Origin of the sequence: Streptomyces sp. NPDC051664 (genome assembly GCF_044453545.1) — a bacterium.
Taxonomy (GTDB): domain Bacteria; phylum Actinomycetota; class Actinomycetes; order Streptomycetales; family Streptomycetaceae; genus Streptomyces.
Window position 1 is genome coordinate 65,036 of the sequence record NZ_JBITCU010000012.1, and the last position, 24,364, is coordinate 89,399.

The following is a 24,364-nucleotide window of genomic DNA, read 5'->3' on the forward strand; positions in this document are numbered from 1 at the left end:
TCCGTGGGGGACACTTAATCACCAGTCGTATGTGTTGATCATGGAGGAGCCACCCGTGGAGTTCGACGTCACCATCGAGATCCCGAAGGGTTCGCGGAACAAGTACGAGGTGGACCACGAGACCGGTCGGATCCGCCTGGACCGTCGACTCTTCACCTCGACCAGCTACCCGGCGGACTACGGCTTCGTCGAGAACACCCTCGGCGAGGACGGTGACCCGCTGGACGCGCTGGTCATCCTGGACGAGCCGACCTTCCCCGGCTGCCTCATCAAGTGCCGCGCCATCGGCATGTTCCGCATGACGGACGAGGCCGGCGGCGACGACAAGCTGCTGTGCGTCCCGGCCTCCGACCCCCGGGTGGAGCACCTGCGCGACATCCACCACGTGTCGGAGTTCGACCGCCTGGAGATCCAGCACTTCTTCGAGGTCTACAAGGACCTGGAGCCCGGCAAGTCCGTCGAGGGCGCCGACTGGGTCGGCCGCGCCGAGGCGGAGGCCGAGATCGAGGCCTCCTACAAGCGCCTCGAGGCGCAGGGCGGCGCGCACTGACGCCTGCGGTCCCCGCAGCCGTCGGACCGGCTTGACGCCGATTCCGCATGTCCTGCGCACGGTCCGTACGGTCCCGCCGCAAGGTCCGTGCGCGGTTCCGCGCAAGGAACGGGCGGCACACCTTTCACAGGTGTGCCGCCCGTTTCGCGTCTGCGCCCATGTCCGTGCCCATACTGGGCACAAGCGCAACCGGAGACGCGCAGCCAAGGAGGAGCGAGGTCGAGTGGTGGCGGAACAGGGCGGTCCCGAGGACCAGAAGCCCCAGTCCGACGAGGCGCGCAGCGCCTTCGTCCCGCCGGAGGGAGTGGGGAAGTCCGCAACTCCGTCGGAGGACGACCATCCCACCTCGGAGTTCGCCATTCCGGCCGGCCTGGCGCCCGAGCCCCCTGGCGCAGGTACCGCTTCCGGCTCCGGATCGGGCTCGGGCAGCGGCTCGGACACGATCGGTTCCGCGTTCGCCCCGCCGCGCACCCACGGCGCCAAGCAGTCACCGCCCGCTTTCACCCCGGCGCACGGCATTCCGATGGTCCAGCTGACCAAGGAGGCCCCCTGGCAGGACCGGATGCGCACGATGCTGCGGATGCCCGTCGCCGAGCGGCCGGCGCCGGAACCGGCGCAGAGGCCGGACGAAGCGGGGCCCGCGGTGCCGCGCGTGCTCGACCTGACCTTGCGTATCGGGGAGTTGCTGCTCGCGGGCGGCGAGGGTGCGGAGGACGTCGAGGCCGCGATGTTCGCGGTGACCCGCAGTTACGGTCTCGACCGCTGCGAGCCGACGGTCACCTTCACCCTGCTGTCGATCTCGCACCAGCCGTCGCTGGTCGACGATCCGGTGACGGCGAGCCGCACCGTACGCCGCCGTGGCACCGACTACACCCGGCTGGCAGCCGTCTTCCGGCTCGTCGACGACATCACCACCGAGGACGTCGAGGTCTCCCTGGAGGAGGCGTACCGGCGGCTCGCCGAGATCCGGCGCAACCGGCATCCGTACCCCGGCTGGGTGCTGACGCTGGCCGGCGGCGGGCTGGCCGGTGCGGCGTCGGTGCTGGTCGGCGGCAACGCGCTGGTCTTCGTGGTGGCGGCGGCCGGCGCGATGCTCGGCGACCGGCTCGCCTGGCTCTTCGCGGGGCGCGGGATGCCGGAGTTCTACCAGTTCGTGGTGGCGGCGATGCCTCCGGCCGCGATAGGGGTCGCACTGACCCTGACCCACTCGACGGGCATCCGGCCGTCCGCCGTCATCACCGGTGGGCTGTTCGCGCTGCTGCCCGGGCGGGCTCTGGTGGCGGGCGTCCAGGACGGTCTGACCGGCTACTACATCACCGCGGCGGCCCGGCTCCTCGAAGTCATGTACTTCTTCATCGCCATCGTCACCGGTGTGCTGCTGGTCCTGTATCTGGGGGTGCAGCTGGGCGCCCAGCTCAATCCGGAGGCGCGGTTCGTGGCCCACGACCGGCCGGTGGTGCAGATCCTGGCGTCGATGGCGCTCTGTTTCGCCTTCGCGATCCTGCTTCAGCAGGAACGGTCGACGGTGCTCGCGGTGACCCTCAACGGCGGTGTGGCCTGGGTGATCTACGGGGCGATGGCCCGGACCGCCGGTATCTCGCCGGTGGCGGCGACAGCGGTGGCGGCGGGTCTGGTGGGGCTCTTCGGGCAGTTGTTCTCGCGGTACCGGTACACCTCGTCGTTGCCGTTCATCACGGCGGCGATCGGTCCGCTGCTGCCTGGTTCGGCCACGTACTTCGGTCTGCTGGGTGTCGCGCAGAACGAGCTGGACCGGGGGCTCGCCTCGCTGTCGACCGCGGTGGCGACGGCGCTGGCCATCGCGATCGGGGTGAATCTGGGGAGCGAGATCTCCCGGCTGTTCATGCGGGTGCCGGGAGCGGTCGGCGGGGCGAACCGCCGCGCGGCCAAGCGGACGCGCGGCTTCTGACGCCCTCTGCCGGTACGGAGGCGGATCAGCGCTTGGCGTGGCGGCCGCGCTGGCCCGGGGCCGGGCTGCCGCCCCCGGCGATCGGGTCCCGGCCCTCGCCCTGGGCGGCTGCTTCCTTCTTCGCCTTGCTGCGGGCGCGCAGGAACTCGATCGCGATCGGCACCACCGAGATCAGCACGATCAGGACGAGCATCGCTTCGATGTTCTTGCGGACGAACTCGATCTGGCCGAGCCCGGCACCGAGCAGTGTGACGCCGGCACCCCAGAGCACGCCGCCGATGATGTTGAACGTGATGAACGAGCGGTAGTTCATCCGGCTCACACCGGCGATGATCGGCGTGAACGTACGCACGACGGGCACGAAGCGGGCCAGGATCAGCGACTTCGGACCGTACTTCTCGAAGAATTCGTGGGCCTTCTCGACGTTCTCCTGCTTGAAGAGGCGGGAGTCCGGCCGCTTGAAGAGCGACGGGCCGACCTTGCGGCCGAAGAGATAGCCCACCTGGTCACCGATGATCGCCGCCAGCGCCACGAGGACGCAGACCAGCCACAGCGGGGTGTGCAGTTTATCCGTCGTCACCAGCAGGCCCGTGGTGAACAGCAGCGAGTCACCGGGCAGGAAGAAACCGATCAGCAGCCCGGACTCGGCGAAGACGATGACCAGCACACCGAGCAGCCCGAACTGGCCGATGAGATGGTCCGGGTCCAGCCAGCTCGGTCCGAGCGCAAGCGTATTCAAGGGTCCGGGCTCCAGGATCGGTCGATGGCGGCTGCGTGGCCGCCCAAAGCTATCAACGCCACAAGGCGCCTCCGGGTTCCAGTGGCCCACGCGAGGATGCACAGGGGGTGAACCGGGACAAAGCTGTCCCCAGGAGGTGCCACACGATGGGCATTGAAGATTACGGCGGCGGTCAGACCGCACGGTCCGAGGTTCTGGTCGTCACCACCAATGACGTCCCCGGCTACCAGGTGACCCAGGTGATCGGTGAGGTGTTCGGTCTGACGGTACGCTCGCGTCACCTCGGCAGCCAGATCGGCGCCGGGCTGAAGTCGATGATCGGCGGCGAGCTGAAGGGGCTGACCAAGACCCTCGTCGCCACCCGTAACCAGGCCATGGAGCGGCTCGTCGAGCAGGCCATGGCCCGCGGCGCCAATGCGGTGCTGATGATGCGCTTCGATGTGACGGAGGCGGCAGATGTGGGCACGGAGGTCTGTGCGTACGGCACGGCGGCCGTGATCAGCAAGACCTGACCGCCCGACGGGGGCCGACGCGCCTTCGGCCCCCGTACAAGGAGTTACGCCCGGCGCTCCGCGTTGGCGTCGATCGCGTCCCGGAGGTGCTCGGCCAGCCCGGGCCGGATCGATTCGTAGAACGCGCGGAACTGCGGGTCGCACACGTACATCTCGCCGAGCCCGCGGTGGATCTCGTAGGTGCATTCGTAGAACCATGTGGAGATGTGGAGCCGGTGCGCCTCGGCCAGCTCCATCGCGGCCTCCGAGCCGGCCGACTCGCCCGCCTCCATCACGGCGCAGTAGGCCTCGCCCCATTCGGCGGCCTCGGCCTGCATCCGCTTCCAGTCGTCCTTGGTGTAGCGGGCCACCCGGCGCTGCGACTCCGCGTACGTGGCCGTTCCGCCCCAGCGGCGCTCGGCCTCCTCCGCGTGCTCCTCCGGGTCCTTGGCCCCGAAGACCTCGAACTTTTCCTCGGGCGTGAGATTGATGCCCATCTTCCGTGCCTCCATGGCTGTTTCGACGGCGGCGGCCATCTTCTGGAGCTCGGCGATCCGGCCGGACAGCAGAGCGTGCTGGCGGCGCAGGTGGTCCTGTGGATCCGCGTCCGGGTCGTCGAGCAGCACCGCGATCTCTTCGAGCGGGAAGCCGAGCTCCCGGTAGAACAGGATCTGCTGCAGCCGGTCGAGGTCGCCGTCGTCGTAGCGCCGGTGGCCCGCGTGGCTGCGCCCGCTGGGCGAGAGCAGTCCGATGCCGTCGTAGTAGTGCAGTGTGCGCACCGTGACTCCGGCGAAACCGGCTACCTGTCCCACGGAGTGATCCACGGTTCCCGCCCCCTTCTTCTCTTCGCTCTGTGCGTCGGTACGTGTCCGAGCCTGAGTCCTGACGTGACGTGAGGTGCAAGCCCGAATTGCCCTCACGCTTGGATCAGATTGGCGCATTATGCGGCTTTTGCGTCGCTAAGGTGAGCCGATGGTCTCCGACTCCCCCGCGCTCGCCGAGTCCGCCCCCGCACACAGACTGCTGCTCCTCCTCGCGCCCGCCCTGGTCGTGGGCGTGGCCTCGGCGCTCATCCTGCTCGGCATCACTCTCCTCGCGGAGCAGCTACGGGACGTGCTCTGGGAGACACTTCCCGACGCGCTCTCCATCGGCAGGTACTCCTCGCTGTGGATGATCGTGATGCTCACTGCCACCGGCCTCGCGATCGGCCTGGTCATCCGTACGGTGCACGGTCACGCGGGGCCCGATCCGGCCACCACCGGGCTGGTCGATCCGCCTCTGCCGCCGGATGTCATCCCCGGACTGCTGGTCGTGACGGTCCTGGCGCTGGCGGGCGGGGTCAGTCTGGGGCCCGAGAACCCGATCACTGCCGCCAATATCGCGCTCGCCTTCTGGCTGGGCCGCTGGGCCGCCCCACGGACTCCGGCCGCCCTGTGGATCGCGCTCGCCTCGGCCGGCACCATCGGCGCGCTCTTCGGCACCCCGGTCGCCGCCGCCCTGATCCTCTCCGAGTCGCTCGCGGCCGGCGGGGGCGAGCCGGGCGCACTCTGGGACCGGCTCTTCGGACCGCTCGCGGCGGGCGCCGCGGGGGCGCTCACCATGACTCTGCTGGCCCACCCCAGCTTCGACCTGTCGCTGCCGCCGTACACCGGCCCGGACTGGGGCGATCTGCTCTCCTCGGTCGTGATCACGTCGGCCGCGGCGCTGCTCGGACTGGCGGCGGTGTACGCGTTCCCGTACGTGCACCGCGCGTTCCACACCCTGCGACATCCGGTCCTGATGCCGACCTGCGGCGGTCTGGTGCTCGGCCTGCTCGGCGCGCTCGGCGGGCATCTCACGCTCTTCAAGGGGCTGGACGAGGTGAAGGTGCTCAGCGCCGCCCCGAACGGGTGGTCGGCCGGGCAGTTCGCCGTCATGGCGGTGGTGAAGACGGCCGCACTGGTGACCGCCGCGACCTGCGGCTTCCGGGGCGGCCGGATCTTCCCTGCGGTGTTCATCGGCGTCGCGCTCGGGATGTGCGCCCATGCCACGGTCGACGCGGTGCCGCCGGCGCTCGCGGTGGCGTGCGCGGTGCTGGGGGTTCTGATGGCCGTCACCCGGCAGGGCTGGTTGAGCCTGTTCACGGCGGCGGTGCTGGTCAGCGACGCGGCCGTACTGCCACTGCTGTGCATCGCCTCGCTGCCGGGCTGGCTCCTGGTGACCGGGCGGCCGCAGATGCAGCTCCACGGGGACGGCACACCGCTGAGGTGAACCGGGCCCGTACCGCGCCTGTCTGACGCGCCGGTTGCGACAGTTGTCCGTATCGTCACATCCGTATGGCCATGTGCCGGTTCGCCCGTCGGAGGTTCCCGTAATGCCCACGCCTGTCAACGTCGCCGTCATCTACTACTCCGCCACCGGCACCGTCGCGACCATCGCCGAGGCCATCGCGGAGTACGCCGGGAAGGCAGGCGCGGAAGTACGGCTGCGCAAGACGGTTGAGCTCGCGCCGCAGGCGGCCATCGACTCCAACCCGGCCTGGGCCGCCAACGCCAAGGCGACCGCCGGCATCGCCGAGGCCTCGAAGGACGACGTGATCTGGGCAGATGCCGTGATCTTCGGGTCGCCGACCCGGTTCGGCAATGTCGCCGCCCAGCTCAAGGAGTTCCTGGACCGACTGGGCGCCCTCTGGCAGGCGGGCCATCTCGCGGACAGGGTCTACAGCGGCTTCACCTCCACCAGCACCCCGCACGGCGGTCAGGAGTCCACGCTGCTGGCGCTCTACAACTCGATCCATCACTTCGGCGGCATCCTCGTCGCCCCCGGTTACACGGACCCGACGAAGTTCGTCGACGGCAATCCCTACGGCACCTCGCACGTCGCCGGGCAGGGCGACATCCCGGTCGGTGAGCAGACCCTGACCGCGGCCCGGGTGCAGGCCGAGCGGGTCGTGAAGTTCACCCGCGCCATCAAGTCCGGCCTCGCGGCCGGGAGCTGACCCGAGCAGGCCACCGCCACCGTCATCGCCGCCACGAACTGAGAAGGACTGTCCGCCGATGCCTCTCCACAAAGGTTCGAATCGCGACCAGGAACCGTCCAAAGAGGGGCGCAGGCGCGCCTTGAACCCGTTTTTCGGGGAGGCGGATCCGACGGCCGGGATGACGTCCGCGCCGCCGCGGCACCGGTTGCCCGACGGACCGCTGCCGCCCTCGACCGCGTACGGCCTGGTCCATGACGAGCTGATGCTCGACGGCAACTCCCGGCTCAATCTGGCCACCTTCGTCACCACCTGGATGGAGCCCGAGGCCGGGGTGCTGATGGGCGAGTGCCGGGACAAGAACATGATCGACAAGGACGAGTACCCGCGCACCGCCGAGCTGGAACGGCGCTGTGTGGCGATGCTCGCCGACCTGTGGAATGCCCCTGACCCCGCGACGACGGTGGGCTGTTCGACCACCGGCTCCAGCGAGGCCTGCATGCTCGCCGGCCTGGCGCTCAAACGCCGCTGGGCGGCCAGGAACGCCGACCGCTACCCGGCGAGCGCCAAGCCCAATCTGGTCATGGGCATCAATGTGCAGGTCTGCTGGGAGAAGTTCTGCAATTTCTGGGAGGTCGAGGCCCGGCAGGTCCCGATGGAGGGCGGACGCTTCCATCTCGACCCGCAGGCCGCCGCAGAGCTCTGCGACGAGAACACCATCGGCGTGGTCGGGATCCTCGGATCCACCTTCGACGGCTCGTACGAGCCCATCGCCGACCTCTGCTCAGCCCTGGACACTCTCCAGGAGCACACCGGCCTCAACATCCCCGTCCATGTCGACGGCGCGTCCGGAGGGATGGTGGCACCGTTCCTGGACGAGGACCTGGTGTGGGACTTCCGGCTTCCCCGGGTGGCGTCCATCAACACCTCCGGGCACAAATACGGACTGGTCTACCCGGGCGTCGGCTGGGTGCTCTGGCGCTCGCCCTCGGATCTCCCCGAGGAGCTCGTCTTCCGGGTCAACTACCTGGGCGGCGACATGCCGACCTTCGCGCTGAACTTCTCCCGGCCCGGTGCGCAGGTGGTGGCGCAGTACTACACCTTTCTGCGACTGGGCCGGGACGGCTACCGCGCCGTTCAGCAGGCCTCCCGCGATGTGGCGAGCGGGCTCGCCACCCGGATCGAGGAGCTGGGCGACTTCCGCCTCCTCACCAGGGGTGACGAGTTGCCCGTCTTCGCCCTGACGACCACCCCCGAAGTGCAGGCGTACGACGTCTTCGACGTGTCGCGGCGGCTGCGCGAGCACGGCTGGCTGGTGCCCGCGTACACCTTCCCCGCCAACCGGCAGGATCTGTCGGTGCTCCGGTTGGTGTGCCGCAACGGCTTCTCCTCGGACCTCGCGGAACTGCTGCTGGAGGACCTCCGCCTGCTGCTGCCCGAACTGCGCAGCCAGCGGCACCCGTTGAGTCATGACCGGCAGGTCGCGACGGCCTTCCACCACTGACAAGTGAGACTCGCACCGCGCTGACCAATCCTCGCGTCGCACTCCCGGGTGCCCTCATCGGCGACGGCCGGCCCGGCTCGATCCCCACGCCTCGGACGGGCCCGCCCGAGCCAAGCCGTTCACTGCCCTGAACGGGCTCCGCCGGACGGGTCAGCTCGTTGGTGCACCGGACCGTCCGATCACCGGTTCCGTCCTCAAACGCCGGACGGGCTGGATTTCGCCGGGCGGATGGGAACCGCGGGCGGGACGAGGTGAACAACAGTTCCCCCCTCCCCACCCCAAAACTTGATCAGTGGTCGTCCCCCGGATCGGGGATGCCCGTCGCGTACGGGTTCTCCTCGCCCTCGGCGAGTACGCCGACGAACGGATCGCCCTCCCCCGCGAAGGTGTACGCGCCGCCCTCGATCCGTGCGATCAGCCCTCGCGTCCACTCGGCCCCGGCGTCCGCCGAGTGGACCCACATGTTCATGATCTCGCCGATGTGGCCCAGCGACTCGGGCCCGTCCTCCGGCGTGTAGTACTCGGTGACCGAGGTCCGCCAGGCCGCCAGCCCTGCCACCCGCTCCTTCAGCAGCGCGACCGCCTCGGACCGCTCCAGGTCGACGACGAAGCCGATGGCCGCGGAGAGCACGTCCATCTTCTGGTCGTACGCGGTCAGCGCCGCACGCAGCAGCGCGAGGTACTCCTCGGTGCCCCGCTCGGTGATCTCGTACTCGGTGCGGGGCGGGCCGCCCGCAATGCTCGGAGCGGTCTCATGGGCGACCAGCAGCCCTTGCTTCGCCATCTGCTTCAGGGCGTGGTAGATCGAACCCGGCTTGGCGTTGGACCACTCGTGGGCGCCCCAGTACTCCAGGTCGTTGCGGACCTGATAGCCGTGCGCCCGGCCGTGCTGTCGCACGGCTCCGAGGACCAGCAGCCGGATCGCGGACATCCACTCACCCTTCCTATTCAACTTTGACTAGGGTAGCCCGCCTCCTGCGCGATCAGCTCGAACGCGGTACGGCCGTCCAGGGACTCCCTGATGATGTCGGCATGCCCGGCGTGCCGGGCGATCTCCTCGACGAGATGGACCAGCAGCCAGCGCATCGAGCACTTCTCGTCCTTCGGGAACCAGGGCGCCTCGGGCAGCGGGAACGTGGCGTTCATGCTCTCCACCGAGTGGATGAACTCCTCGGTCTCCGCCGTCACCTTCGCCCAGAACTCCAGCATCTGCGGGACGGTCTCGTCCCCGACCAGCCGGAAGCTGTCCGCCCACGTCTCCTCGGTGCGGGCCTTCTCATTGGGGCGCTGCTGGGCGAGACACAGCCAGTTCAGCTCGGTCTCGGCGACATGCTTGAGCAGCCCGGAGACGGAGAGTCCACTGGCGCTGGGCCGGCTCGCCGCCTGCTCCTCGGTCAGCCCGATCAGCGAGCGCCGGATCGCGCCGCGCTGCGCCTCGACGAAGGAGAGGAGCGCGCCGCGCTCGTCGCCGTGGGCCTCTGCGGGAACGTGAGTGACCATGGTGTCCGCCCTCCGGAACCGTTCGGGCTTGCGCCCGGTGTCTTCCTGACACCGACCAAGCTACGGACCCTTGCGGACAGCTTCGGTCCTCAACAGGCGGGCATCAGAGCGAGAATTCGGTCCGGCCGTGCTGGATCGAGATCCACTTCTGGGTGGTGAACGCCTCCACGGTGGCATCGCCGTTCAGCCGCCCCGTTCCGGAGAACCTCTCGCCGCCGAAGGCCACCAGCGGGTCGTCCTGGATGGTGGAGTCGTTCACGTGGAACATCCCGGTGACGATGCGCTTCGCGAACCGCACCCCGCGTTCGGCGTCGGCCGTGTGCACGGCGCCGCTCAGCCCGTACGGGGAGTCGTTGGCGATCCGTACGGCGTCCTCCTCGCCGTCGAACGTCATCAGCAGCGCCACCGGGCCGAAGATCTCCTGGGCCAGCAGCGGGGAGCCGTCCGGCAGCCCGGCGAGGACGGTGGGCTCGACGAGGTTGCCGTGGGTACGGCCCCGCACGAGCGCCGTGGCGCCTTCCGCGATCGCCTGGTCGACCAGGGCGGTCAGCGCGTCGGCCTGGAAGGTGTTGATGACGGGGCCGATCTGGGTGGCCGGATCCCGCGGGTCGCCGGTCCTGAGCGCGGCCACCTTGGCGATGAACTTCTCGGTGAACTCCGGCGCGACGGAGCGGTCCACCAGGATGCGGTTGGCGGCCATGCAGACCTGCCCCTGGTAGACGAAGCGGCTGAAGACCGCCGCGTCGACCGCGTAGTCGATGTCCGCGTCGTCCAGCACCACCAGGGCGCTGTTGCCGCTGAGTTCGAGGACGGTTCGCTTGAAGAGGCCGCCGGCGGTCGCGCCGACATGGCGGCCGACCCGGTCCGAGCCGGCGAAGGAGATCACCTTGGGCACGGGGTGCGCTATGAGCGCGTCGCCGATCTCGGCGATGTCGGTGACCAGGACGTTGAGCAGCCCGGCGGGCAGCCCGGCCTCCTCGAAGATCTTGGCGATCAGTCCGCCGCCGACCACGGGGGCGTTCTGGTTGGGCTTGATGACGACCGCGTTGCCGAGCGCCAGGGCCGGGGCGACCGACTTCATCGTCACCAGGAAGGGGAAATTGAAGGGGCTGATCACGCCTATGACGCCGACGGGCAGCCGGTAGACGCGGTTCTCCTTGCCGTCCACCGGGGATGGCAGGATCCGGCCCTCGGGGCGCAGCGCCTGCTGGATCGCCTCACGCAGGAAGTCCGTGGCGCAGCGGATCTCGTACTCCGCCTTGAGCCGGGTGCCGCCCAGCTCGTCGATGATCGCGCCGATGATGTCCTCGGTGAGTTCATCGGTGATGCGCAGGGCGCGTTCGAGGACGAGGCGGCGTCGGTACGGATTGGTGTCGGCCCAGAGCCGCTGGGCGCGCTCGGCGGCGCGATAGGCCTCGTCGACCTCCTGTGCGGTGGCGACGGTGATCGCGGCGAGCTTTTCGCCGTTGTACGGATTGAAATCGATGATGTCCCAGGAGCCGGTGCCGGTCCGCCACTCACCGTCGATGTACTGGTTGGCCAGCTCATTGAAGAAGGACATGCGATCCCCTACTGCAGATGCAGACTCCTGTTGAGGCGTCATCGTACTGATGTCTCAGGTCAGTTGGAGCAGGCCGCGGAGCAGATCACGGCTCTCCTCGGGACCCGGACTGTCCTGATGGAGCCGCGCCATGGCCTTTTCGTACTGAGCGACTTCCTCGTGCTTGTCCAGATAGAGCGCACTTGTCAGCTGCTCCAAATAGACAATGTCCGACAGATCGGATTCCGGGAAACTCAGCATCGTGAAGGAACCGCTCTCGCCCGCATGTCCGCCAAAACTGAAGGGCATCACCTGAAGCGTGATGTTCGGCTGCTCCGACATTTCGATCAGATGCCGCAATTGCGCCCGCATCACTTCGCGTTCGCCGTACGGGCGGCGCAGCGCGGCCTCGTCCAGCACGGCATGGAAGCGCGGCGCCCGTTCGGAGACGAGGGCCTTCTGCCGCTCCAGCCGGAGCGCGACCCGGCGGTCGATCTCGGCGGCGGGGGCGCCGCGCATGCCGCGGGAGACGACGGCATGGGCGTAGGCCTCGGTCTGCAACAGACCGTGGACGAACTGGACTTCGTAGATCCGGATGAGTGAGGCCGCCCCCTCCAGACCGATGTAGGTCTGGAACCAGCCCGGCAGCACATCTCCGTAACTGTGCCACCACCCCGCCACATTGGCCTCGCGGGCCAGGCCGAGCAGGGAGTCGCGCTCCGCCTCGTCCGTGACGCCGTAGAGCGTGAGCAGGTCCTCGACGTCCCTGGCCTTGAAGCTCACCCGTCCCAACTCCATGCGGCTGATCTTCGATTCGGAAGCCCGGATGGAGTAGCCGGCCGCCTCGCGGGTGATGCCGCGCGAGTCGCGCAGCCGCCTGAGCTGTGAGCCCAGCAGGATGCGCCGCACCACAGATCCACTCGACTCGCCTGCCGCCACTGGTCCAACCCTCCCCATCGCTTCCTGGGCATCGGGGCTCCCCCTGAACCCCAAGAGCCGGATTCTGCCATCAAAACGCTTCAGCCCGTACTCATTCGATTACGGAAATGAGAAGACTTCCAGGAAGCCATGAAACTGCCCGTAGGAAGAAATGAGCAAGAACCGGCACGGGATCGGACAGGTCCGGCGCGTGCACGTGCATCTGCCCTTGCATCTGCCCAGCGCATTCGGAACCATGGACCCCGCGCACCTGCGTGCTCGTTCGTGTTGTGCCGCTGTACCACCGCAGTACCGCTACAGCCGCGAATCCCGGGAGTGCCTCGCATGGGGACGAATGGATCGACGATGCTCGAGCCGTTACGGCAGGGGCTTCCCCCCATCGATCCCTCAGCCGTCTCCGGATCAGCCACCTGCACCCTTCCGGCCCGGTACGAAGCCGTGGGCGGGGCCAGGCAGTTCACCAGGGCGACGCTGAACCGGTGGGAGCTGAGCGACCGCTTCGACGATGTCGCACTCGTCGTCTCCGAACTCGTCACCAACGCCCTGCGGCACGCACTGCCGGCTGACGCCCCGAGAGACCCCCAGGACCCTCCCGTACGGCTGCACTTGATGCGCTGGACCTCGCGACTGGTGTGTGCGGTGCGCGACCCCAGCCAGGAGAGCCCTGTCGCCGCCGAGGCCGCGGACTCCGCGGAGTCGGGCCGGGGACTGTTCCTGGTGGAGTCGTTCAGCGACAGCTGGGGCTGGCATCCGTCCCCCGCGCCGGGCGCGGAGAACCTGTCGGCGGGGGCGCCGGCGCTGCGTGGCAAGGTGGTCTGGGCGCTGTTCCGGCTGTCCGGCGACGCGTGACGTACACGAACCCCGGGCTCATACGCTGCGCGCAGGACCGGTCGCGCGGGCGCGACGGTCAGCTTCCCGCTATCAGGTGGTCGAACTCCCCGTCCTTCACGCCGAGCAGCAACGCCTCTATCTCAGCCGGCGTATAGACCAGGGCGGGCCCGTCGGGATGGCGTGAATTCCGCATCGCCACATCCCCGTCAGGCAGTTTTGCGAACTCCACGCAAGATCCTTGGGAGTTGCTGTGCCTGCTCTTCTGCCAGACGACTCCGCGAAGCTCTGTGGCCGCCATGCCGTTGTACACGTGGTGCACAGGACGCTCCCCGAGTTGCAAGGTGCAAGTGTCAACTGTCTCGGATCATAGCTGTGTTCATATGCCAATGCATGAGCAGATGCACGTGCACGCGGGGTGGTCCTTTGATTACAGCTTTCCCTTCCCCGTCTGCCCGCCCCCACAGGAGATAGACGAACGGACCGTCTATTTGGCTCCCGTTCGGTGCAGTTGCTTGGAAGTCTTCCCATCGGCTGCCCCCGTGAGCCGCTCCGCGCTCCCTGGTAGTTTTGCGCGGTCTTTCGTCAACAGGGGGGAATTCACGTGCAGAATCTTGTACGCACCGGCGCCGTCGTCGTCGCGGGTCTGGTCGCCGCAGTCACTCTGACCGGTTGCGGGAGTGACAGCGGGAAGAGCGACTCGGGCAAGGGCGCCACCGATGGGCAGGCGTCGGCGACCGGTGGCGGCAGCGGTTCCGCGGCCGACGCCTCGGCGCTGGAGGGCACCTGGGCCGGGATGACCGACGGCAAGGCCGTCGCCCTGTCCGTCGCATCCGGAAAGGCGGCGCTCATCGCGGACGCCCATGTCTGCTCGGGCGAGGTGAAGGACATGGGCAAGGTGATGCTGGAACTGAAGTGCACCGACGGGGACACCGACCGCACCATGGGATCCATCGAGTCCAACAACGGCAAGACGATCACCGTGTCGTGGGACGCCGGCGGCAAGGACACCCTGGCCAAGACCGATCCGGGTGCGCTGCCGACGGGGCTGCCGGGCCTGCCCACCCCCTGAGTGCCCGTCGCCGGGACAGGCCGGCCCTGAAGCGGAACGGGGGTGCCGGACGGTCCGCCGTTCAGTCCCGTCCGGCACGGCCGGCTCCGGGAGAGCCGGCCGTGGAGCCGTCCAGGCCCCGGGAGAACTCCTCCAGGGTTTCCAGCAGCAGGCCGGCCCCGTTCCGCACGACCGGGTCGGCCGCCTGCCCGCGCAGTCGGTCCTCCTCGTCCCACTGTGCCAGCGCCTCACGGACCGCGCCCCAGCGCGGTACGCGGCGCTCCCGCACGTCCTTTGCGCCCTTCTCGGTGGCGCGGCGCAGCGCGTCGGCGAACTGCGCGGCGGCGGGTACGGGTGTGGCGCCGCTCTCCGGAAGGTGAGCCTCCATCAACATGGCGGCGCGGCTGAACTGGGCGAGCACGTGCTGGGTGTCGTCGGCGGCGGCCCGGGACAGGCCGCGGTTGCGCACCGGTTCGTGCTGGGCGGTCGTGACCGTTTCCTGCCAGGCGATGCGGGCCTCGCGGGTGGCGAGGAGCGCGGCCCGGACGTCGTCGCGGCCCCGTTCCGCCGGGTCGGCGTACTGGTCGACGACGGAGGCGGCGTACCGCCCGTCGGAGGCCAGCCAGTCACCCAGCCGGTTGCGGAGCCGTGGGGTCTCCCAGGCCGGGTAGACGGCGTACGAGACCATCGCGAGCAGCCCGCCGACGAGGGTGAGGACGACGCGTTCGAGTACGGTCTGCGACCAGTCTTCGCCGGCCATGCCGAGCAGGAAGACGACGTACGCGGAGATGCAGGCCTGGGCGACCGCGTAGCCGGTGCGCATCAGCAGGTACATCAGCAGGGCGCAGACGACGGCGAGAACGGCGGAGAGACCCACGCCGGGGTGGGCGGCCTGGACGATGACGGTGGCGAGGAAGACCCCGACGACAGTGCCGCCGAACCGGGCCACGGAGCGTGCGTACGTCTGGGAGAACTCGGGCCGCATCACCATGACGGCGGCCATCGGCGCCCAGTAGCCGTGCCCGAACGGCAGCGCGACGCCGAGGAGATAGCCGACGGCGACGACGACGGAGACCCGGACGGCGTGCCGGAGGATCGGCGAACCGGGACGGATCTCGGCACGCATCGACCTCACGACGACGGGGACCAGTCGCATCAGGGTGGGGCGGCGGCGGTGCGGGGCGATCACGTCGGCGGTCTCGGTGGCCTCGGCCTGCTCCTCCTTCGTGCCCTCGCCCTCGGCCGTCTCGATGACATCGGCGAGCAGCACGCCGAGACGGTCGGCGGCCCGGCAGGCCGGGCCGCCCAGAAGCTCCCTCGTGTCAGGGGTCTTCAGGGCCGCGACGGCAGGGGCGGCGAGCCGCACCGGGTCGCCGTGCCGGATCGCGCAGGCCGCCGCGTCCAGTACGGATGCGGCGGCGGCCAGGAGTTCGCGGACCCGGTCCCGTTCGGGACCTTCGTCCGGGACGCCCATCCCCGGGTCGGCAAGTGAGGCGAGCACCGGTCTGATCCGTTCGGCCACGCCGCGGGAGCCGCGCAGTTCGGCCGGGCGGTGACGGGCCTGGCGCGGGGTGACGGCGGCGGCGCTGCGGGCTGTCATCAGCGGGACCGGGTCGAATTCGGCCACCGGGTCGTGACGCAGTCTGCGGGCGTAGTCGGCCTCGGCCGCCAGCGCGTCGGCGAGGGCGTCGCGCTGGGCACCCCATCTGCGCACCGGAAACAGGACGATCAGCGCCGCCTGGACCACACCGCCGAACGCGATCACCGTGCCGTGCAGGGCGGCCTCGGCGACGGAGGTGGGGAGGGTGATCGTGACCAGCATGATCGCGACGTTGGACGACGCGATGATGCCGGCCGTCGGCCCCGCCGCCCAGGCCAGCCCGGCCACGAACGTCCAGAGCACGAGCAGGGCCATGAACAGCAGGACATGGGAACCGGTGAGATAGCCGAGGAACGTCGATACGGCGAGACTCACGCCGGAGACCAGGGCGAGGACCGGCCTGGGGCGCCAGCTGCGCTGGAACGTGGCGATGGCCGCCTGGAACGCGCCGAACGCGGAACTGGCGGCGACCACCGGACCGAAGAAGGCGAGGCCGGCCCCGATGACCAGTGCGAGCCCGGCCGCACCGCGGATCGCGATGAGCGGTTCGAGGCGCCGCCGCTCGATCTTCAACCCCGAGCGGGCGGTCTCCTTCAGCGCCCGGAGCCAGCTCATGTCCCGAGCCTAGCCGGAATGCCCATCATCGGAACTTTTCGGTCATCGGGACTTTCCGGACGTCGCCCAGGGGCAGGTGCACCGCCCTCCGGTCACGGACGGGGCACCCGACTGCCACGTGTCACGTTCGCGCACGCCCCCTACCGGGAACCGTCGATGCCCGGCCTCCGCTCACCCATCCGGGCCCGGTCGGCGGCAGCCGTACCGTGCGCCCAGCCCTCGCCGTCCGACACTCCGCGCACCCGGGTGCTCGTCGTCTCCGGGAACATCCGGTCCGCGGCGTCCGTGACCGCCACGTCCCGCGCCGCAAGGACCGGGAGCAGATCACCGGCGGCAGCCCCCTCCTCCGAGACCGAGGCCGCGGTCACCCGGGCGGTGTCGGCCGCGAGCCGAGCGCCCAGCCGCTGGACGTACGCCATCAGGAAGGACTGACGGAACGTCTTGGTCCGTTTGCGTCCGCCGGCCCGCTGTCCCGCCTCGGCCTTCGCCATCGCCGCCGTGCCCTGGACCAGCAGGGAGGTGTAGAGCAGTTCCACGGCCTCCAGATCCGGTTCGAAGCCGACGACCGTCGAGAAGCCGAGGTCGCTGTTCCACACCGCGCGGCAGCGGTTGGCCGAGGCGACGGCGTCGAGCAGGATCGCCTTCGCCGTCTCGTACGGGGCATCGACCCCGATCCGGCAGGCACCCGGCGCCTCCTTGCTGTGCGTACGGGCGGCAAGAAGGGCCTCGTCGATGGAGTGCCGGGCCATCAGCTCCTGCGCCTTGGTGGTCAGAGCCTCCGCCTCCTCCGGAAAACCGGTCGCCTCCGCCTTCGCGAGCAGGGCGCGGATCCGGGTCAGCATGCGAGGTTCGTCGTGGGCGGGCGGTAGACGGAGGCGGTGGCCGGGGGCACCGGGCGGCGGGCCGACCGGTTCGATCGCGGGGAGCCGGAGCAGCAGCCGGTAGAGACCGAGCACGGCGGAGGCGTACGAGAACCGGTCGGGCCGGTTCCGGGGCAGCGGCGCGGGAAGCTCGGCGAGCTGGGACCGCCAGCGGGGCGGCAGTTGCTCGTATCGTCCGGTCTCCGTGGTGATCAGGTCGGCGGCGAGCCCGGCCCGCGTCTCGTCGAGTTCGCGGCGGACGATCCGCACGACGTCGGTGGGCTGCCAGCCGCGCTCCCAGGCGCGCCGGACGAACTCCTCGCCGCGCCGGAACAGTTCCGCATCCGCCGTCGGGTCGGTGGCGAGAAGGGAGGCACCGGCGTCGAGACCGGCGTCGCCGTCCGAGTAGAGGGCTGCCGCGAATGCCTGGTCGATCACCGGTTCCATGAGGTCAGGGTAGGCAGGGCCGGGCTCCGGGGTATGCCTGGCCCTACTCCGGAGACGGGTTCTGGTGGTCGTGTCCGGCGGGTCCTGCCACGGTTCGATCGAAACCATGACGACGGTGTCGCAGGCGAAGGCCGCCGAGGCGCGCGAACACACCGGGGCCGACCTGGTCGTGACAGGCAAGGACGTGAAGGACGTGAAGGCGCGGCGGGTTCCCGGGGCGACGCTGTCCGCCCCGGCGTCGACCGCGGTCTTCGTACGGGAGGAGGGCACCGCCCTCATCAGATCGCAGGCGCGGGCGGTCGACGACGCGAAGACCCTGGCGGCCGTCGAGCGGCTGCCGGTGGTGGCGGGCGACCTGCGCGATCTCGACAACCGCTCGATCGTCGTGAACGAGGAGTGGGAGCAGCACACGGTCGGCGCGACCGGCCGGACTCGGCGCCGCGCTGGCCACGCTGTCCGCGCCGGTCACGGTGGCGGTCCGGTGGCCGGTGGTGGGGGGTGCGGCCGGGGCATGTGCAGTGGTCGCGGTGGCGGCGGCCATGGCGCCGAAAGCCGTTCGAAACGGGTGAATCGCCGCTCCCCGCCCCTCAGCCCGTCACGCGATGGAGGTCCGGGCGGGGGGCGGAGCCCCGGTTTCGGGAAGAGGCGGGCGGGGCCGTGCGGGGGCCGCCGCGCGGCCCCACCCCCACTGTCAGTCCCACCTGCCAAACTCAGACGCATGACCGAGCGCTGGGCTCTGACCGCCACAGAGACCGGCGGAGCCCACCTCGCCCCGCTGGCCCCCGCCGGCCTGCCCGCGGCCCCGTTCCACACCGAGCCCGACCTGGTGGAGGCCGTCCGTTCCCGCCCGGACGTCACCCGCTGGGTGTGGCGGTCGACCGCCGAGATCTACCCACGCCTGCTCGCAGCGGGCGTACAGGTCAGCCGCTGCTACGACATCGAGGTCGCCGAGTCACTCCTCCTCGCACACGAGGGCCGGATGGGCGAGCCCCGCTCCGCCGCGGCCGCCTACGCCCGCCTCCGTAACGCCCCCGTGCCTCCGGACCCCCCGTCCCGCTCCGCCGAACCCGGCTCGCAGTCCTCCCTCTTCGAGCCGCCGTCCGGCACGGACATCCCGTTCGAGGCGCTCCTCCAGGTCTACGCGGAACAGCTGCGCCGCCACGAGGCCACCGCGCACCCCGGCAGGATGCGCCTGCTGACGGCCGCCGAGTCGGCCGGCATGCTGGTCGCCGCGGAGATGAACCGGGCGGGCCTGCCCTGGCGGGCCGACGTGCACCGCGACGTGCTGCACGACCTGCTGGGCGAGCGGTACGCCGGCGGCGGCGAACCCCGCAGACTGGCCGAGCTGGCCGACGAGGTGTCCGCGGCGTTCGGCCGCCGCGTCCGCCCGGACCTCCCCACCGACGTGGTGAAGGCGTTCGCGCAGGCCGGCATCAAGGTGCAGTCGACCCGCCGCTGGGAGCTGGAGGAGCTGGACCATCCGGCGGTGGAGCCACTGATCCAGTACAAGAAGCTGTACCGGATCTGGACGGCGCACGGCTGGAGCTGGCTCCAGGACTGGGTGCGGGACGGCCGGTTCCGCCCCGAGTACCAACCGGGCGGCACGGTCAGCGGCCGTTGGACGACCAACGGTGGCGGGGCACTGCAGATCCCCAAGGTGATCCGGCAGGCGGTCGTCGCCGACGACGGCTGGCGGCTGGTCGTCGCGGACGCCGATCAGATGGAGCCGAGGGTCCTGGCCGCGATCTCCCGCGACCGCGGCCTGATGGAGGTGGCGGGCCACGACGGCGACCTCTATACGGCGCTGTCGGACCGCGCGTTCCACGGCGATCGCAACCATGCCAAGATCGCGCTGCTGGGCGCGATCTACGGCCAGACGTCGGGCGACGGCCTGAAGAATCTGGCGGCACTGCGGCGGCGGTTCCCGCTGGCCGTGGCGTATGTCGACGACGCGGCGAAGGAGGGCGAGGAAGGCCGTCTCGTACGGACATGGCTGGGCAGGACCAGCCCGCCGGCCGCCGGGAGCGGGGACGACGACGAGGCAGGTATCCCGCAGGAGAGCGACGAGCAGTCGTCCGGCGAAGGCGACTTCACCCCGGGCTATGCCTCGTCGAACGCCCGCGCGCGGGGCCGCTTCACCCGTAACTTCGTGGTGCAGGGCAGTGCCGCGGACTGGGCACTGCTGCTCCTGGCCGCGCTGCGCCAGTCCCTGGCGGCCGCCGGTCTCCGGGCCGAGCTGGTCTTCTTCCAGCACGACGAGGTGATGGTGCACTGCCCCCAGGAGGAGGCGGATGCGGTGGTGGAGGCGATCCGGGCGGCCGGGGAACGGGCCGGGCGGACCGCCTTCGGCGAGACGCCGGTGCGTTTCCCCTTCACGACGGCGATCGTGGAACGCTACTCCGACGCCAAGTAGGGCCGATCAGGAGAGGTCACTCCCCGCCACCCCCGTCACTCCCCGGAACCGGAATCGGCACCACCGGGCCGATCGGCCACCCGGGGCTCGGCCTTCCGCAAGGATTGCGTGGGCTGCACGGTCTCCACCGGCGGAACGACTCGCCCGGTGCCCGCGCCCGGCCCCCCGAACCCGCCGAACCCGGCCAGACCGTGGTCGTAATGCACTGCTCGCAGATGGTGATGACGGTGCCGCGCATTGAGCAGATGAATCAAGAACGCAGTCAGCGCGATCATCGCCAGGACGACCGCCGCCATGATCAAGGTGTCCATAAGAGACGGCCCCCTTCGAATGCGCAGGCCGAAAGAACAAGAATCGCCGGGAACGACGCAAACCGACGAACCGGCGTACGGAACGTTCTCGACATTTCCAGACTACTCCGCGGAAACCAGCCCGGACCGGGAACGCTTTCGTCCCCGCGCCGTGGGCGATGGAAGACGAGGGAAGGCTGGGGCGGCGGACGCGATGCCGGACGTCGGCCCACGAGCGCAAGCGCGCCGGTGGCCACGGTGGCGGTCAAGGCGGCCAGGGGGAAATGCCGACAAGCGGTGTCGGCTGAAGCGGCCCCGCACTTCGCGTCACGGGCCCCTCCGATATGCGTGGGGGATCTCCCCGGCCGAGAACCGCACCAGTAGGTTCCCCTCATGCGAATAGGCCAACTGCTGGGTACGGGACGATCTGCCGACGTGTACGCGATCGACGAGGCCTGGGTCCTGCGCCGGTACCGCGACAGCAGCGATGCCACACCGGAACTCGCCGTCATGTCCTACCTCTCGGCGTGCGGCTACCCCGTCCCCCGCCTCGGCCCGATCCCGACCACCGCCACCCCCTCCGACCTGGTGCTGCAACGTCTGACCGGCCCGACGATGCTGGAGTCGCTGCTCTCCGGTGCGCTCGCCGAGGACGAGGGCGGCGCCATGCTCGCCGGCCTCCTCACCGACCTGCACACGATCCCGGCCAGGGTCTCCCAGGACCCGGAGGACCGGGTCCTCCACCTCGACCTGCACCCGGACAATGTGATGCTGATGCCGGACGGCCCGGTGGTGATCGACTGGCGGACCACCGCGGAAGGCCCGCCGGCCCTGGACCGGGCCATGTCGTCGCTGATCCTGGCCCAGGTGGCGGTGGATCCCGCATCGCCGTCGGCAGCGGGCGCCCGCTCTCTGCTCAAGGCCCTGCTCCCACACCTCGCCGACCAGGGAGGCGTCCCCGCCGCCCACCTCGCCCAGGCCAAGCGGCGCCGCGCGATGGACCCGAACCTGAGCCCGCACGAACTGGCCCTCATCGACGAAGCCGCGGACCTGATCGGCGAACTGGCCGGGTGAGCCCCTCGATGCCCGAGCCGGGGCCCCTGCCGTCGGCGCGGAGATCATCGTGATCCCGGCAGCCGACCCCGGGAAAAGAAAAAGCCCCAGATCACGACAAGTGAGTTCTGGGGTGACTCGAGTTCTGGCGCCGCTACGGAGCCGCACAGACGATGGCTCCCGGTGCCCCATATCAGTCCGTAAGCGTCAGTCGTCGCTGACGACTCCGATGCCGATACGTTGCTCTGCCGGGAGCCTAGCCAGTTGCCGAGATGGGTGTCACTCGGGTCGATGAACGTCTTCATCGGCGGTGCGGCTCTCACCGGTTGTCTGGTGTATTGCCTAGCTTCCTCCTTATTTGTCCGTAGTCAAGAGGGGAAGCGGGAAAGGATCGGTCGCCGTTGTCCCCTTGCGGCGGCCGCTAGCGCGCCGGACATCGACGTCATGTCCACAAAAAGGAAAAACCCCAGATCACGGCGAGTGAGTTCTGGGGTGCTGTAGCGGCAGCGGGGGCGCGAAGACGCAGGTCGAGGTAGTCTGCGCGCTACACAAAAGCCGGTCCGATGGCTCCAGTTCGTGCCCGTCGACCGCTGACATCGCTCCGCACCGCTACCACGGGGACCCGCACACCTTCATGACTCCCCCCATAGCCGTCTTCCGGCGCCGCCTGCCGGTCCCGCTGATCCCGATGCTGGGGACCCTCGCCCTCGGCCTGTGGGGACTGCCCCGGCAGCACAGCGTCTGGCGGGACGAGGCCGCGACCTGGCAGGTGGCCCTTCGGTCCATCCCCGAGATCTGGCACATGCTGGGGCAGGTAGACGCCGTGCACGGGCTCTACTACCTGCTGATGCATGAACTCTTCGAATGCTTCGGGCCCAGTACCACGACGTTGCGGCTGCCCTCCGTGCTGGCCATGGCGGCAGCATCGGCCTGTGTGGCGGTCATCGGCCACCGGCTGGCCGGGGCCTGGGCGGGCCTGGGGGGAGGGCTGGCGTTCGGGCTGCTTCCGGCCGTCCAGTTCTATCTGCAAGAAGGCCGCCCGTACGCGCTGGTGGCGGCCGGCGCCGGGATCTCGACCCTGCTGTTGGTCACCGGCCTCGAGGGGCGTCGCGGTGCCCCGCGCTGGGCAGCGTACGGCGGCACGGTCCTGTTGTGCGGCATGCTGAACTGGTTGTCGCTGCTGATACTGCCCGCGCACTTGGCGACCCTGGTGTGGACGCGGGCCCGGCGCGAGCTGTGGACGAGTTGGGCGACTGCTTCGGCGGCCGCTCTGGCGTGTGTGCTGCCGCTGATTCTGTTCAGCCGGAGCCAGGCTGAACAGATGTCCTGGATACCGCCGTTGACCTGGCACATGGTGATCGGCCCGGCGGTCTTGCTGTCGATCGGCGGCTTGGGAGCACTACTGGACCGACCGCAGGTTGGCCGGCTGTCAGCGGCGGCCGTCGGGCTGCCGCTGCTGGCGGTGCCGCAGGTCGGCCTGATCGGTCTCTCGCTGATTGAGCCGGTGTTCGTGGACCGGTACATCGTGTTCAGCCTGCTGGGTCTGGCGCTGCTGATCGGTGTGGCACTGGGCACAGCGATACAGGCAGCCGCGCCTCGGTTCCCGAAAGCGTCGACGTGGCTGCTCCCCGTGGTGGTCGCCGGAGCGGTGGTCGCACTGCTGCCGCAGTCGCTGGCCAAGCGGTCCCCGGCGAGCCGGGTGGATGACGTCCTGGCGGTGGCGGCGGATGTGCGGCGGCTCAAGGGCACCGGGGGCTCGGTGCTCTTCGTACCGGCAGCGCGGCGCGACACCAAGTTGGTCTCACCCGACGCCTTCAGAGGTCTGAGCGACATCGCTCTGACGGAGAGCCCAGAGGATTCCGGGACGCTGAAGGGAGTGGAGGCGGGCCCGGATCAGATCAGGGCCGCGATGCTGGCCCAGCGGCGGATACTCCTGGTCACGGACGCAACGAAGGTGGCGAAGCCGGTGTCGGCGGCGCGGGACGAAATGAAAGCGTCCGTGTTGAAGGAGTACTTCACAGTGGTGGCGGACGAAGAGGTCCGCGGTCGGAGGGTGACGGTGTACGAGCGACGCTTCCCAGCTCAGTGATCTGCCGACCTATCCCGGACGGGGTAGGACTGGATCCTGTTTCTGGCTGGTCAGATGCTCCGGCGGAGCCGATAAGACCTCGCTCATCGAGGCACAGCACAATGATCAGGACTTCGGTGCCTGCGACCGGCAGGGTTTGTCCCACGTACCCACCCGCCGCGGACGAACGGCTTGATCCGGCCTGGCGCCCAATCCATCTGTCCCGGGACTCCTTTGAGGAGTGGGAGGCCAAGGAACGTGTCCCATGGCCACAGGACCGCTCAGTGCTGTGCTGGTGGCTGCCGATCTTCTGGCGGCGCGGCACCTCGTCCGACTCGCACTGAACCACCCGCTTCCGAGAGGGACTTCGCCTACTGGCATCCCGACTCGCTCTCGTCCTGCAGATGGACGGTGGAGTGGAACAGCCCATGGATGCCCGTGCGGAGCTGATCCACATCGGCAGCCCGGCGATCCCTGCGATTGTCGACGGCCTCCCATCCCTCGGCAGCTTCGGCCGGCTGACCGCTGTCGAGGTCTTCGAGGAGGTGGGCGACCCACGTTGCGGCCCGGCCCTGACCGAGCTGCTGGCCGACGAGAACAACACCGTCCGGGAGTGGGCGGCGCTCACCCTCTCGGCCCTGGGGATCAGCGACGCGGTCGAGCCCCTGGCGTGCGTACCGCGCGCCTGTGTGGTGCGGGCGACGCCGCCGGACGATGGCGAGCCGGTCGGCATCCGGTCGGCCCTCGCCGCACTCGGCGCCCAGGATCGGGACTGTCCTCAACTTCGTGTATGCCCCGGTGCGACCCGGATGGCATGAGACGTGGTCCCGGCCGGGAAGGATCACTGATGTGAAGCAAGGACGAACGCCCCGCGACGCGCGAACATCGCACGCCGGGAGCCGAGTTGGCAATCAGTAGCACCACACGACACAGAACACACGTCAGCACCGGGGCCACACGGAGAATCAGACACTCCCAGCGCATCTCCAACTA

The 24,364-nt window shown here is 69.7% G+C and carries 22 protein-coding genes; 12 read left to right on the forward strand and 10 right to left on the reverse strand.

Annotated elements, in window-relative coordinates; genetic code table 11:
• Window positions 1–55: 55 nt before the first annotated feature.
• Together ACIA8E_RS22750 and ACIA8E_RS22755 are read left to right on the forward strand one after the other, a co-directional pair.
• The gene (locus ACIA8E_RS22750) at window positions 56–550 is read left to right on the forward strand and encodes an inorganic diphosphatase (protein WP_003968257.1); all 495 of its coding nucleotides are present in this window, start codon (window positions 56–58) and stop codon (window positions 548–550) included.
• 223 nt (window positions 551–773) lie between these two features.
• Window positions 774–2,477, forward strand: a complete 1,704-nt coding sequence (locus ACIA8E_RS22755) for a threonine/serine exporter ThrE family protein (RefSeq protein WP_399301058.1) — start codon at window positions 774–776, stop codon at window positions 2,475–2,477.
• Between the two features lie 25 nt (window positions 2,478–2,502).
• Here the strand turns inward: ACIA8E_RS22755 and ACIA8E_RS22760 are convergent, their stop codons facing one another.
• Window positions 2,503–3,216: a VTT domain-containing protein gene (locus ACIA8E_RS22760; protein ID WP_330245183.1), complete on the reverse strand. Its 714-nt coding sequence runs from the start codon at window positions 3,214–3,216 to the stop codon at window positions 2,503–2,505.
• A 146-nt stretch (window positions 3,217–3,362) separates the two neighbouring features.
• Here ACIA8E_RS22760 and ACIA8E_RS22765 point away from each other — a divergent pair, with 146 nt between their 5' ends.
• Window positions 3,363–3,728 carry a YbjQ family protein gene (locus tag ACIA8E_RS22765; RefSeq protein ID WP_267004495.1) on the forward strand — a complete coding sequence of 122 codons (366 nt, stop codon included), beginning with the start codon at window positions 3,363–3,365 and terminating at the stop codon, window positions 3,726–3,728.
• A gap of 44 nt (window positions 3,729–3,772) precedes the next feature.
• Here the strand turns inward: ACIA8E_RS22765 and ACIA8E_RS22770 are convergent, their stop codons facing one another.
• Complete coding sequence (locus ACIA8E_RS22770) at window positions 3,773–4,531, reverse strand: MerR family transcriptional regulator (RefSeq protein ID WP_399301061.1); 759 nt, start codon at window positions 4,529–4,531, stop codon at window positions 3,773–3,775.
• A 148-nt stretch (window positions 4,532–4,679) separates the two neighbouring features.
• On the opposite strand from ACIA8E_RS22770, the gene ACIA8E_RS22775 reads away from it, so the two are divergent.
• From ACIA8E_RS22775 to ACIA8E_RS22785, 3 genes are all read left to right on the forward strand, one after another.
• The gene (locus ACIA8E_RS22775; RefSeq protein ID WP_399301063.1) at window positions 4,680–5,957 is read left to right on the forward strand and encodes an ion channel protein; all 1,278 of its coding nucleotides are present in this window, start codon (window positions 4,680–4,682) and stop codon (window positions 5,955–5,957) included.
• Window positions 5,958–6,060: 103 nt separating this feature from the next.
• Window positions 6,061–6,684: an NAD(P)H:quinone oxidoreductase gene (wrbA, locus tag ACIA8E_RS22780; RefSeq protein ID WP_399301065.1), complete on the forward strand. Its 624-nt coding sequence runs from the start codon at window positions 6,061–6,063 to the stop codon at window positions 6,682–6,684.
• 58 nt (window positions 6,685–6,742) lie between these two features.
• Window positions 6,743–8,167: a glutamate decarboxylase gene (locus ACIA8E_RS22785; protein ID WP_399301067.1), complete on the forward strand. Its 1,425-nt coding sequence runs from the start codon at window positions 6,743–6,745 to the stop codon at window positions 8,165–8,167.
• A 289-nt stretch (window positions 8,168–8,456) separates the two neighbouring features.
• Here ACIA8E_RS22785 and ACIA8E_RS22790 read toward each other — a convergent pair whose 3' ends face one another.
• The 4 genes from ACIA8E_RS22790 to ACIA8E_RS22805 form a co-directional block, all read right to left on the reverse strand.
• Window positions 8,457–9,098, reverse strand: coding sequence for a PadR family transcriptional regulator (locus ACIA8E_RS22790; protein WP_399301069.1), 642 nt, complete (start codon window positions 9,096–9,098; stop codon window positions 8,457–8,459).
• 17 nt (window positions 9,099–9,115) lie between these two features.
• Entirely contained in the window at window positions 9,116–9,667 is a 552-nt protein-coding gene (locus ACIA8E_RS22795) for a DinB family protein (protein ID WP_399301071.1), read from the reverse strand.
• Between the two features lie 103 nt (window positions 9,668–9,770).
• Window positions 9,771–11,228: an aldehyde dehydrogenase family protein gene (locus ACIA8E_RS22800; protein ID WP_399301073.1), complete on the reverse strand. Its 1,458-nt coding sequence runs from the start codon at window positions 11,226–11,228 to the stop codon at window positions 9,771–9,773.
• 54 nt (window positions 11,229–11,282) lie between these two features.
• Window positions 11,283–12,164 carry a helix-turn-helix domain-containing protein gene (locus tag ACIA8E_RS22805; protein ID WP_399301075.1) on the reverse strand — a complete coding sequence of 294 codons (882 nt, stop codon included), beginning with the start codon at window positions 12,162–12,164 and terminating at the stop codon, window positions 11,283–11,285.
• 306 nt (window positions 12,165–12,470) lie between these two features.
• Between ACIA8E_RS22805 and ACIA8E_RS22810 the strand changes: the two genes are divergently transcribed.
• A complete protein-coding gene (locus ACIA8E_RS22810) occupies window positions 12,471–12,995 on the forward strand; it encodes an ATP-binding protein (protein ID WP_399301076.1) in 525 nt (174 codons plus the stop codon).
• Between the two features lie 58 nt (window positions 12,996–13,053).
• Here the strand turns inward: ACIA8E_RS22810 and ACIA8E_RS22815 are convergent, their stop codons facing one another.
• On the reverse strand, window positions 13,054–13,296 hold the full coding sequence (locus tag ACIA8E_RS22815; RefSeq protein ID WP_399301078.1) for a DUF397 domain-containing protein: 243 nt from the start codon (window positions 13,294–13,296) through the stop codon (window positions 13,054–13,056).
• A 282-nt stretch (window positions 13,297–13,578) separates the two neighbouring features.
• On the opposite strand from ACIA8E_RS22815, the gene ACIA8E_RS22820 reads away from it, so the two are divergent.
• The gene (locus ACIA8E_RS22820) at window positions 13,579–14,046 is read left to right on the forward strand and encodes a hypothetical protein (protein ID WP_399301080.1); all 468 of its coding nucleotides are present in this window, start codon (window positions 13,579–13,581) and stop codon (window positions 14,044–14,046) included.
• Window positions 14,047–14,107: 61 nt separating this feature from the next.
• Here ACIA8E_RS22820 and ACIA8E_RS22825 read toward each other — a convergent pair whose 3' ends face one another.
• Together ACIA8E_RS22825 and ACIA8E_RS22830 are read right to left on the reverse strand one after the other, a co-directional pair.
• Window positions 14,108–16,240, reverse strand: coding sequence for an FUSC family protein (locus ACIA8E_RS22825; protein ID WP_399301082.1), 2,133 nt, complete (start codon window positions 16,238–16,240; stop codon window positions 14,108–14,110).
• Between the two features lie 140 nt (window positions 16,241–16,380).
• Window positions 16,381–17,547: a DUF2786 domain-containing protein gene (locus tag ACIA8E_RS22830; protein ID WP_399301084.1), complete on the reverse strand. Its 1,167-nt coding sequence runs from the start codon at window positions 17,545–17,547 to the stop codon at window positions 16,381–16,383.
• Between the two features lie 718 nt (window positions 17,548–18,265).
• Between ACIA8E_RS22830 and ACIA8E_RS22835 the strand changes: the two genes are divergently transcribed.
• Window positions 18,266–19,960 carry a bifunctional 3'-5' exonuclease/DNA polymerase gene (locus tag ACIA8E_RS22835; RefSeq protein ID WP_399301311.1) on the forward strand — a complete coding sequence of 565 codons (1,695 nt, stop codon included), beginning with the start codon at window positions 18,266–18,268 and terminating at the stop codon, window positions 19,958–19,960.
• Window positions 19,961–19,995: 35 nt separating this feature from the next.
• Here the strand turns inward: ACIA8E_RS22835 and ACIA8E_RS22840 are convergent, their stop codons facing one another.
• Entirely contained in the window at window positions 19,996–20,271 is a 276-nt protein-coding gene (locus ACIA8E_RS22840; protein WP_399301086.1) for a hypothetical protein, read from the reverse strand.
• Between the two features lie 372 nt (window positions 20,272–20,643).
• Here ACIA8E_RS22840 and ACIA8E_RS22845 point away from each other — a divergent pair, with 372 nt between their 5' ends.
• The 3 genes from ACIA8E_RS22845 (at window position 20,644) to ACIA8E_RS22855 (ending at window position 24,189) form a co-directional block, all read left to right on the forward strand.
• Window positions 20,644–21,324, forward strand: coding sequence for a phosphotransferase (locus ACIA8E_RS22845; RefSeq protein WP_399301088.1), 681 nt, complete (start codon window positions 20,644–20,646; stop codon window positions 21,322–21,324).
• A gap of 613 nt (window positions 21,325–21,937) precedes the next feature.
• Complete coding sequence (locus ACIA8E_RS22850) at window positions 21,938–23,392, forward strand: hypothetical protein (RefSeq protein WP_399301090.1); 1,455 nt, start codon at window positions 21,938–21,940, stop codon at window positions 23,390–23,392.
• Window positions 23,393–23,799: 407 nt separating this feature from the next.
• Entirely contained in the window at window positions 23,800–24,189 is a 390-nt protein-coding gene (locus ACIA8E_RS22855) for a HEAT repeat domain-containing protein (RefSeq protein ID WP_399301092.1), read from the forward strand.
• Window positions 24,190–24,364 lie beyond the last annotated feature (175 nt).

What these genes read in the sequence shown, in the direction of transcription:
- ACIA8E_RS22790 (WP_399301069.1), bottom strand. Translation starts at nt 9,098, where the DNA reads ATGTCCGCGATCCGGCTGCTGGTCCTCGGAGCCGTGCGACAGCACGGC.
- ACIA8E_RS22835 (WP_399301311.1), top strand. Translation starts at nt 18,266, where the DNA reads ATGACCGAGCGCTGGGCTCTGACCGCCACAGAGACCGGCGGAGCCCAC.
- ACIA8E_RS22785 (WP_399301067.1), top strand. Translation starts at nt 6,743, where the DNA reads ATGCCTCTCCACAAAGGTTCGAATCGCGACCAGGAACCGTCCAAAGAG.
- ACIA8E_RS22840 (WP_399301086.1), bottom strand. Translation starts at nt 20,271, where the DNA reads ATGGACACCTTGATCATGGCGGCGGTCGTCCTGGCGATGATCGCGCTG.
- ACIA8E_RS22845 (WP_399301088.1), top strand. Translation starts at nt 20,644, where the DNA reads ATGCGAATAGGCCAACTGCTGGGTACGGGACGATCTGCCGACGTGTAC.
- ACIA8E_RS22775 (WP_399301063.1), top strand. Translation starts at nt 4,680, where the DNA reads ATGGTCTCCGACTCCCCCGCGCTCGCCGAGTCCGCCCCCGCACACAGA.
- ACIA8E_RS22825 (WP_399301082.1), bottom strand. Translation starts at nt 16,240, where the DNA reads ATGAGCTGGCTCCGGGCGCTGAAGGAGACCGCCCGCTCGGGGTTGAAG.
- ACIA8E_RS22805 (WP_399301075.1), bottom strand. Translation starts at nt 12,164, where the DNA reads ATGGGGAGGGTTGGACCAGTGGCGGCAGGCGAGTCGAGTGGATCTGTG.
- ACIA8E_RS22765 (WP_267004495.1), top strand. Translation starts at nt 3,363, where the DNA reads ATGGGCATTGAAGATTACGGCGGCGGTCAGACCGCACGGTCCGAGGTT.
- wrbA (WP_399301065.1), top strand. Translation starts at nt 6,061, where the DNA reads ATGCCCACGCCTGTCAACGTCGCCGTCATCTACTACTCCGCCACCGGC.
- ACIA8E_RS22810 (WP_399301076.1), top strand. Translation starts at nt 12,471, where the DNA reads ATGGGGACGAATGGATCGACGATGCTCGAGCCGTTACGGCAGGGGCTT.
- ACIA8E_RS22830 (WP_399301084.1), bottom strand. Translation starts at nt 17,547, where the DNA reads ATGGAACCGGTGATCGACCAGGCATTCGCGGCAGCCCTCTACTCGGAC.
- ACIA8E_RS22850 (WP_399301090.1), top strand. Translation starts at nt 21,938, where the DNA reads ATGACTCCCCCCATAGCCGTCTTCCGGCGCCGCCTGCCGGTCCCGCTG.
- ACIA8E_RS22800 (WP_399301073.1), bottom strand. Translation starts at nt 11,228, where the DNA reads ATGTCCTTCTTCAATGAGCTGGCCAACCAGTACATCGACGGTGAGTGG.
- ACIA8E_RS22795 (WP_399301071.1), bottom strand. Translation starts at nt 9,667, where the DNA reads ATGGTCACTCACGTTCCCGCAGAGGCCCACGGCGACGAGCGCGGCGCG.
- ACIA8E_RS22855 (WP_399301092.1), top strand. Translation starts at nt 23,800, where the DNA reads ATGGATGCCCGTGCGGAGCTGATCCACATCGGCAGCCCGGCGATCCCT.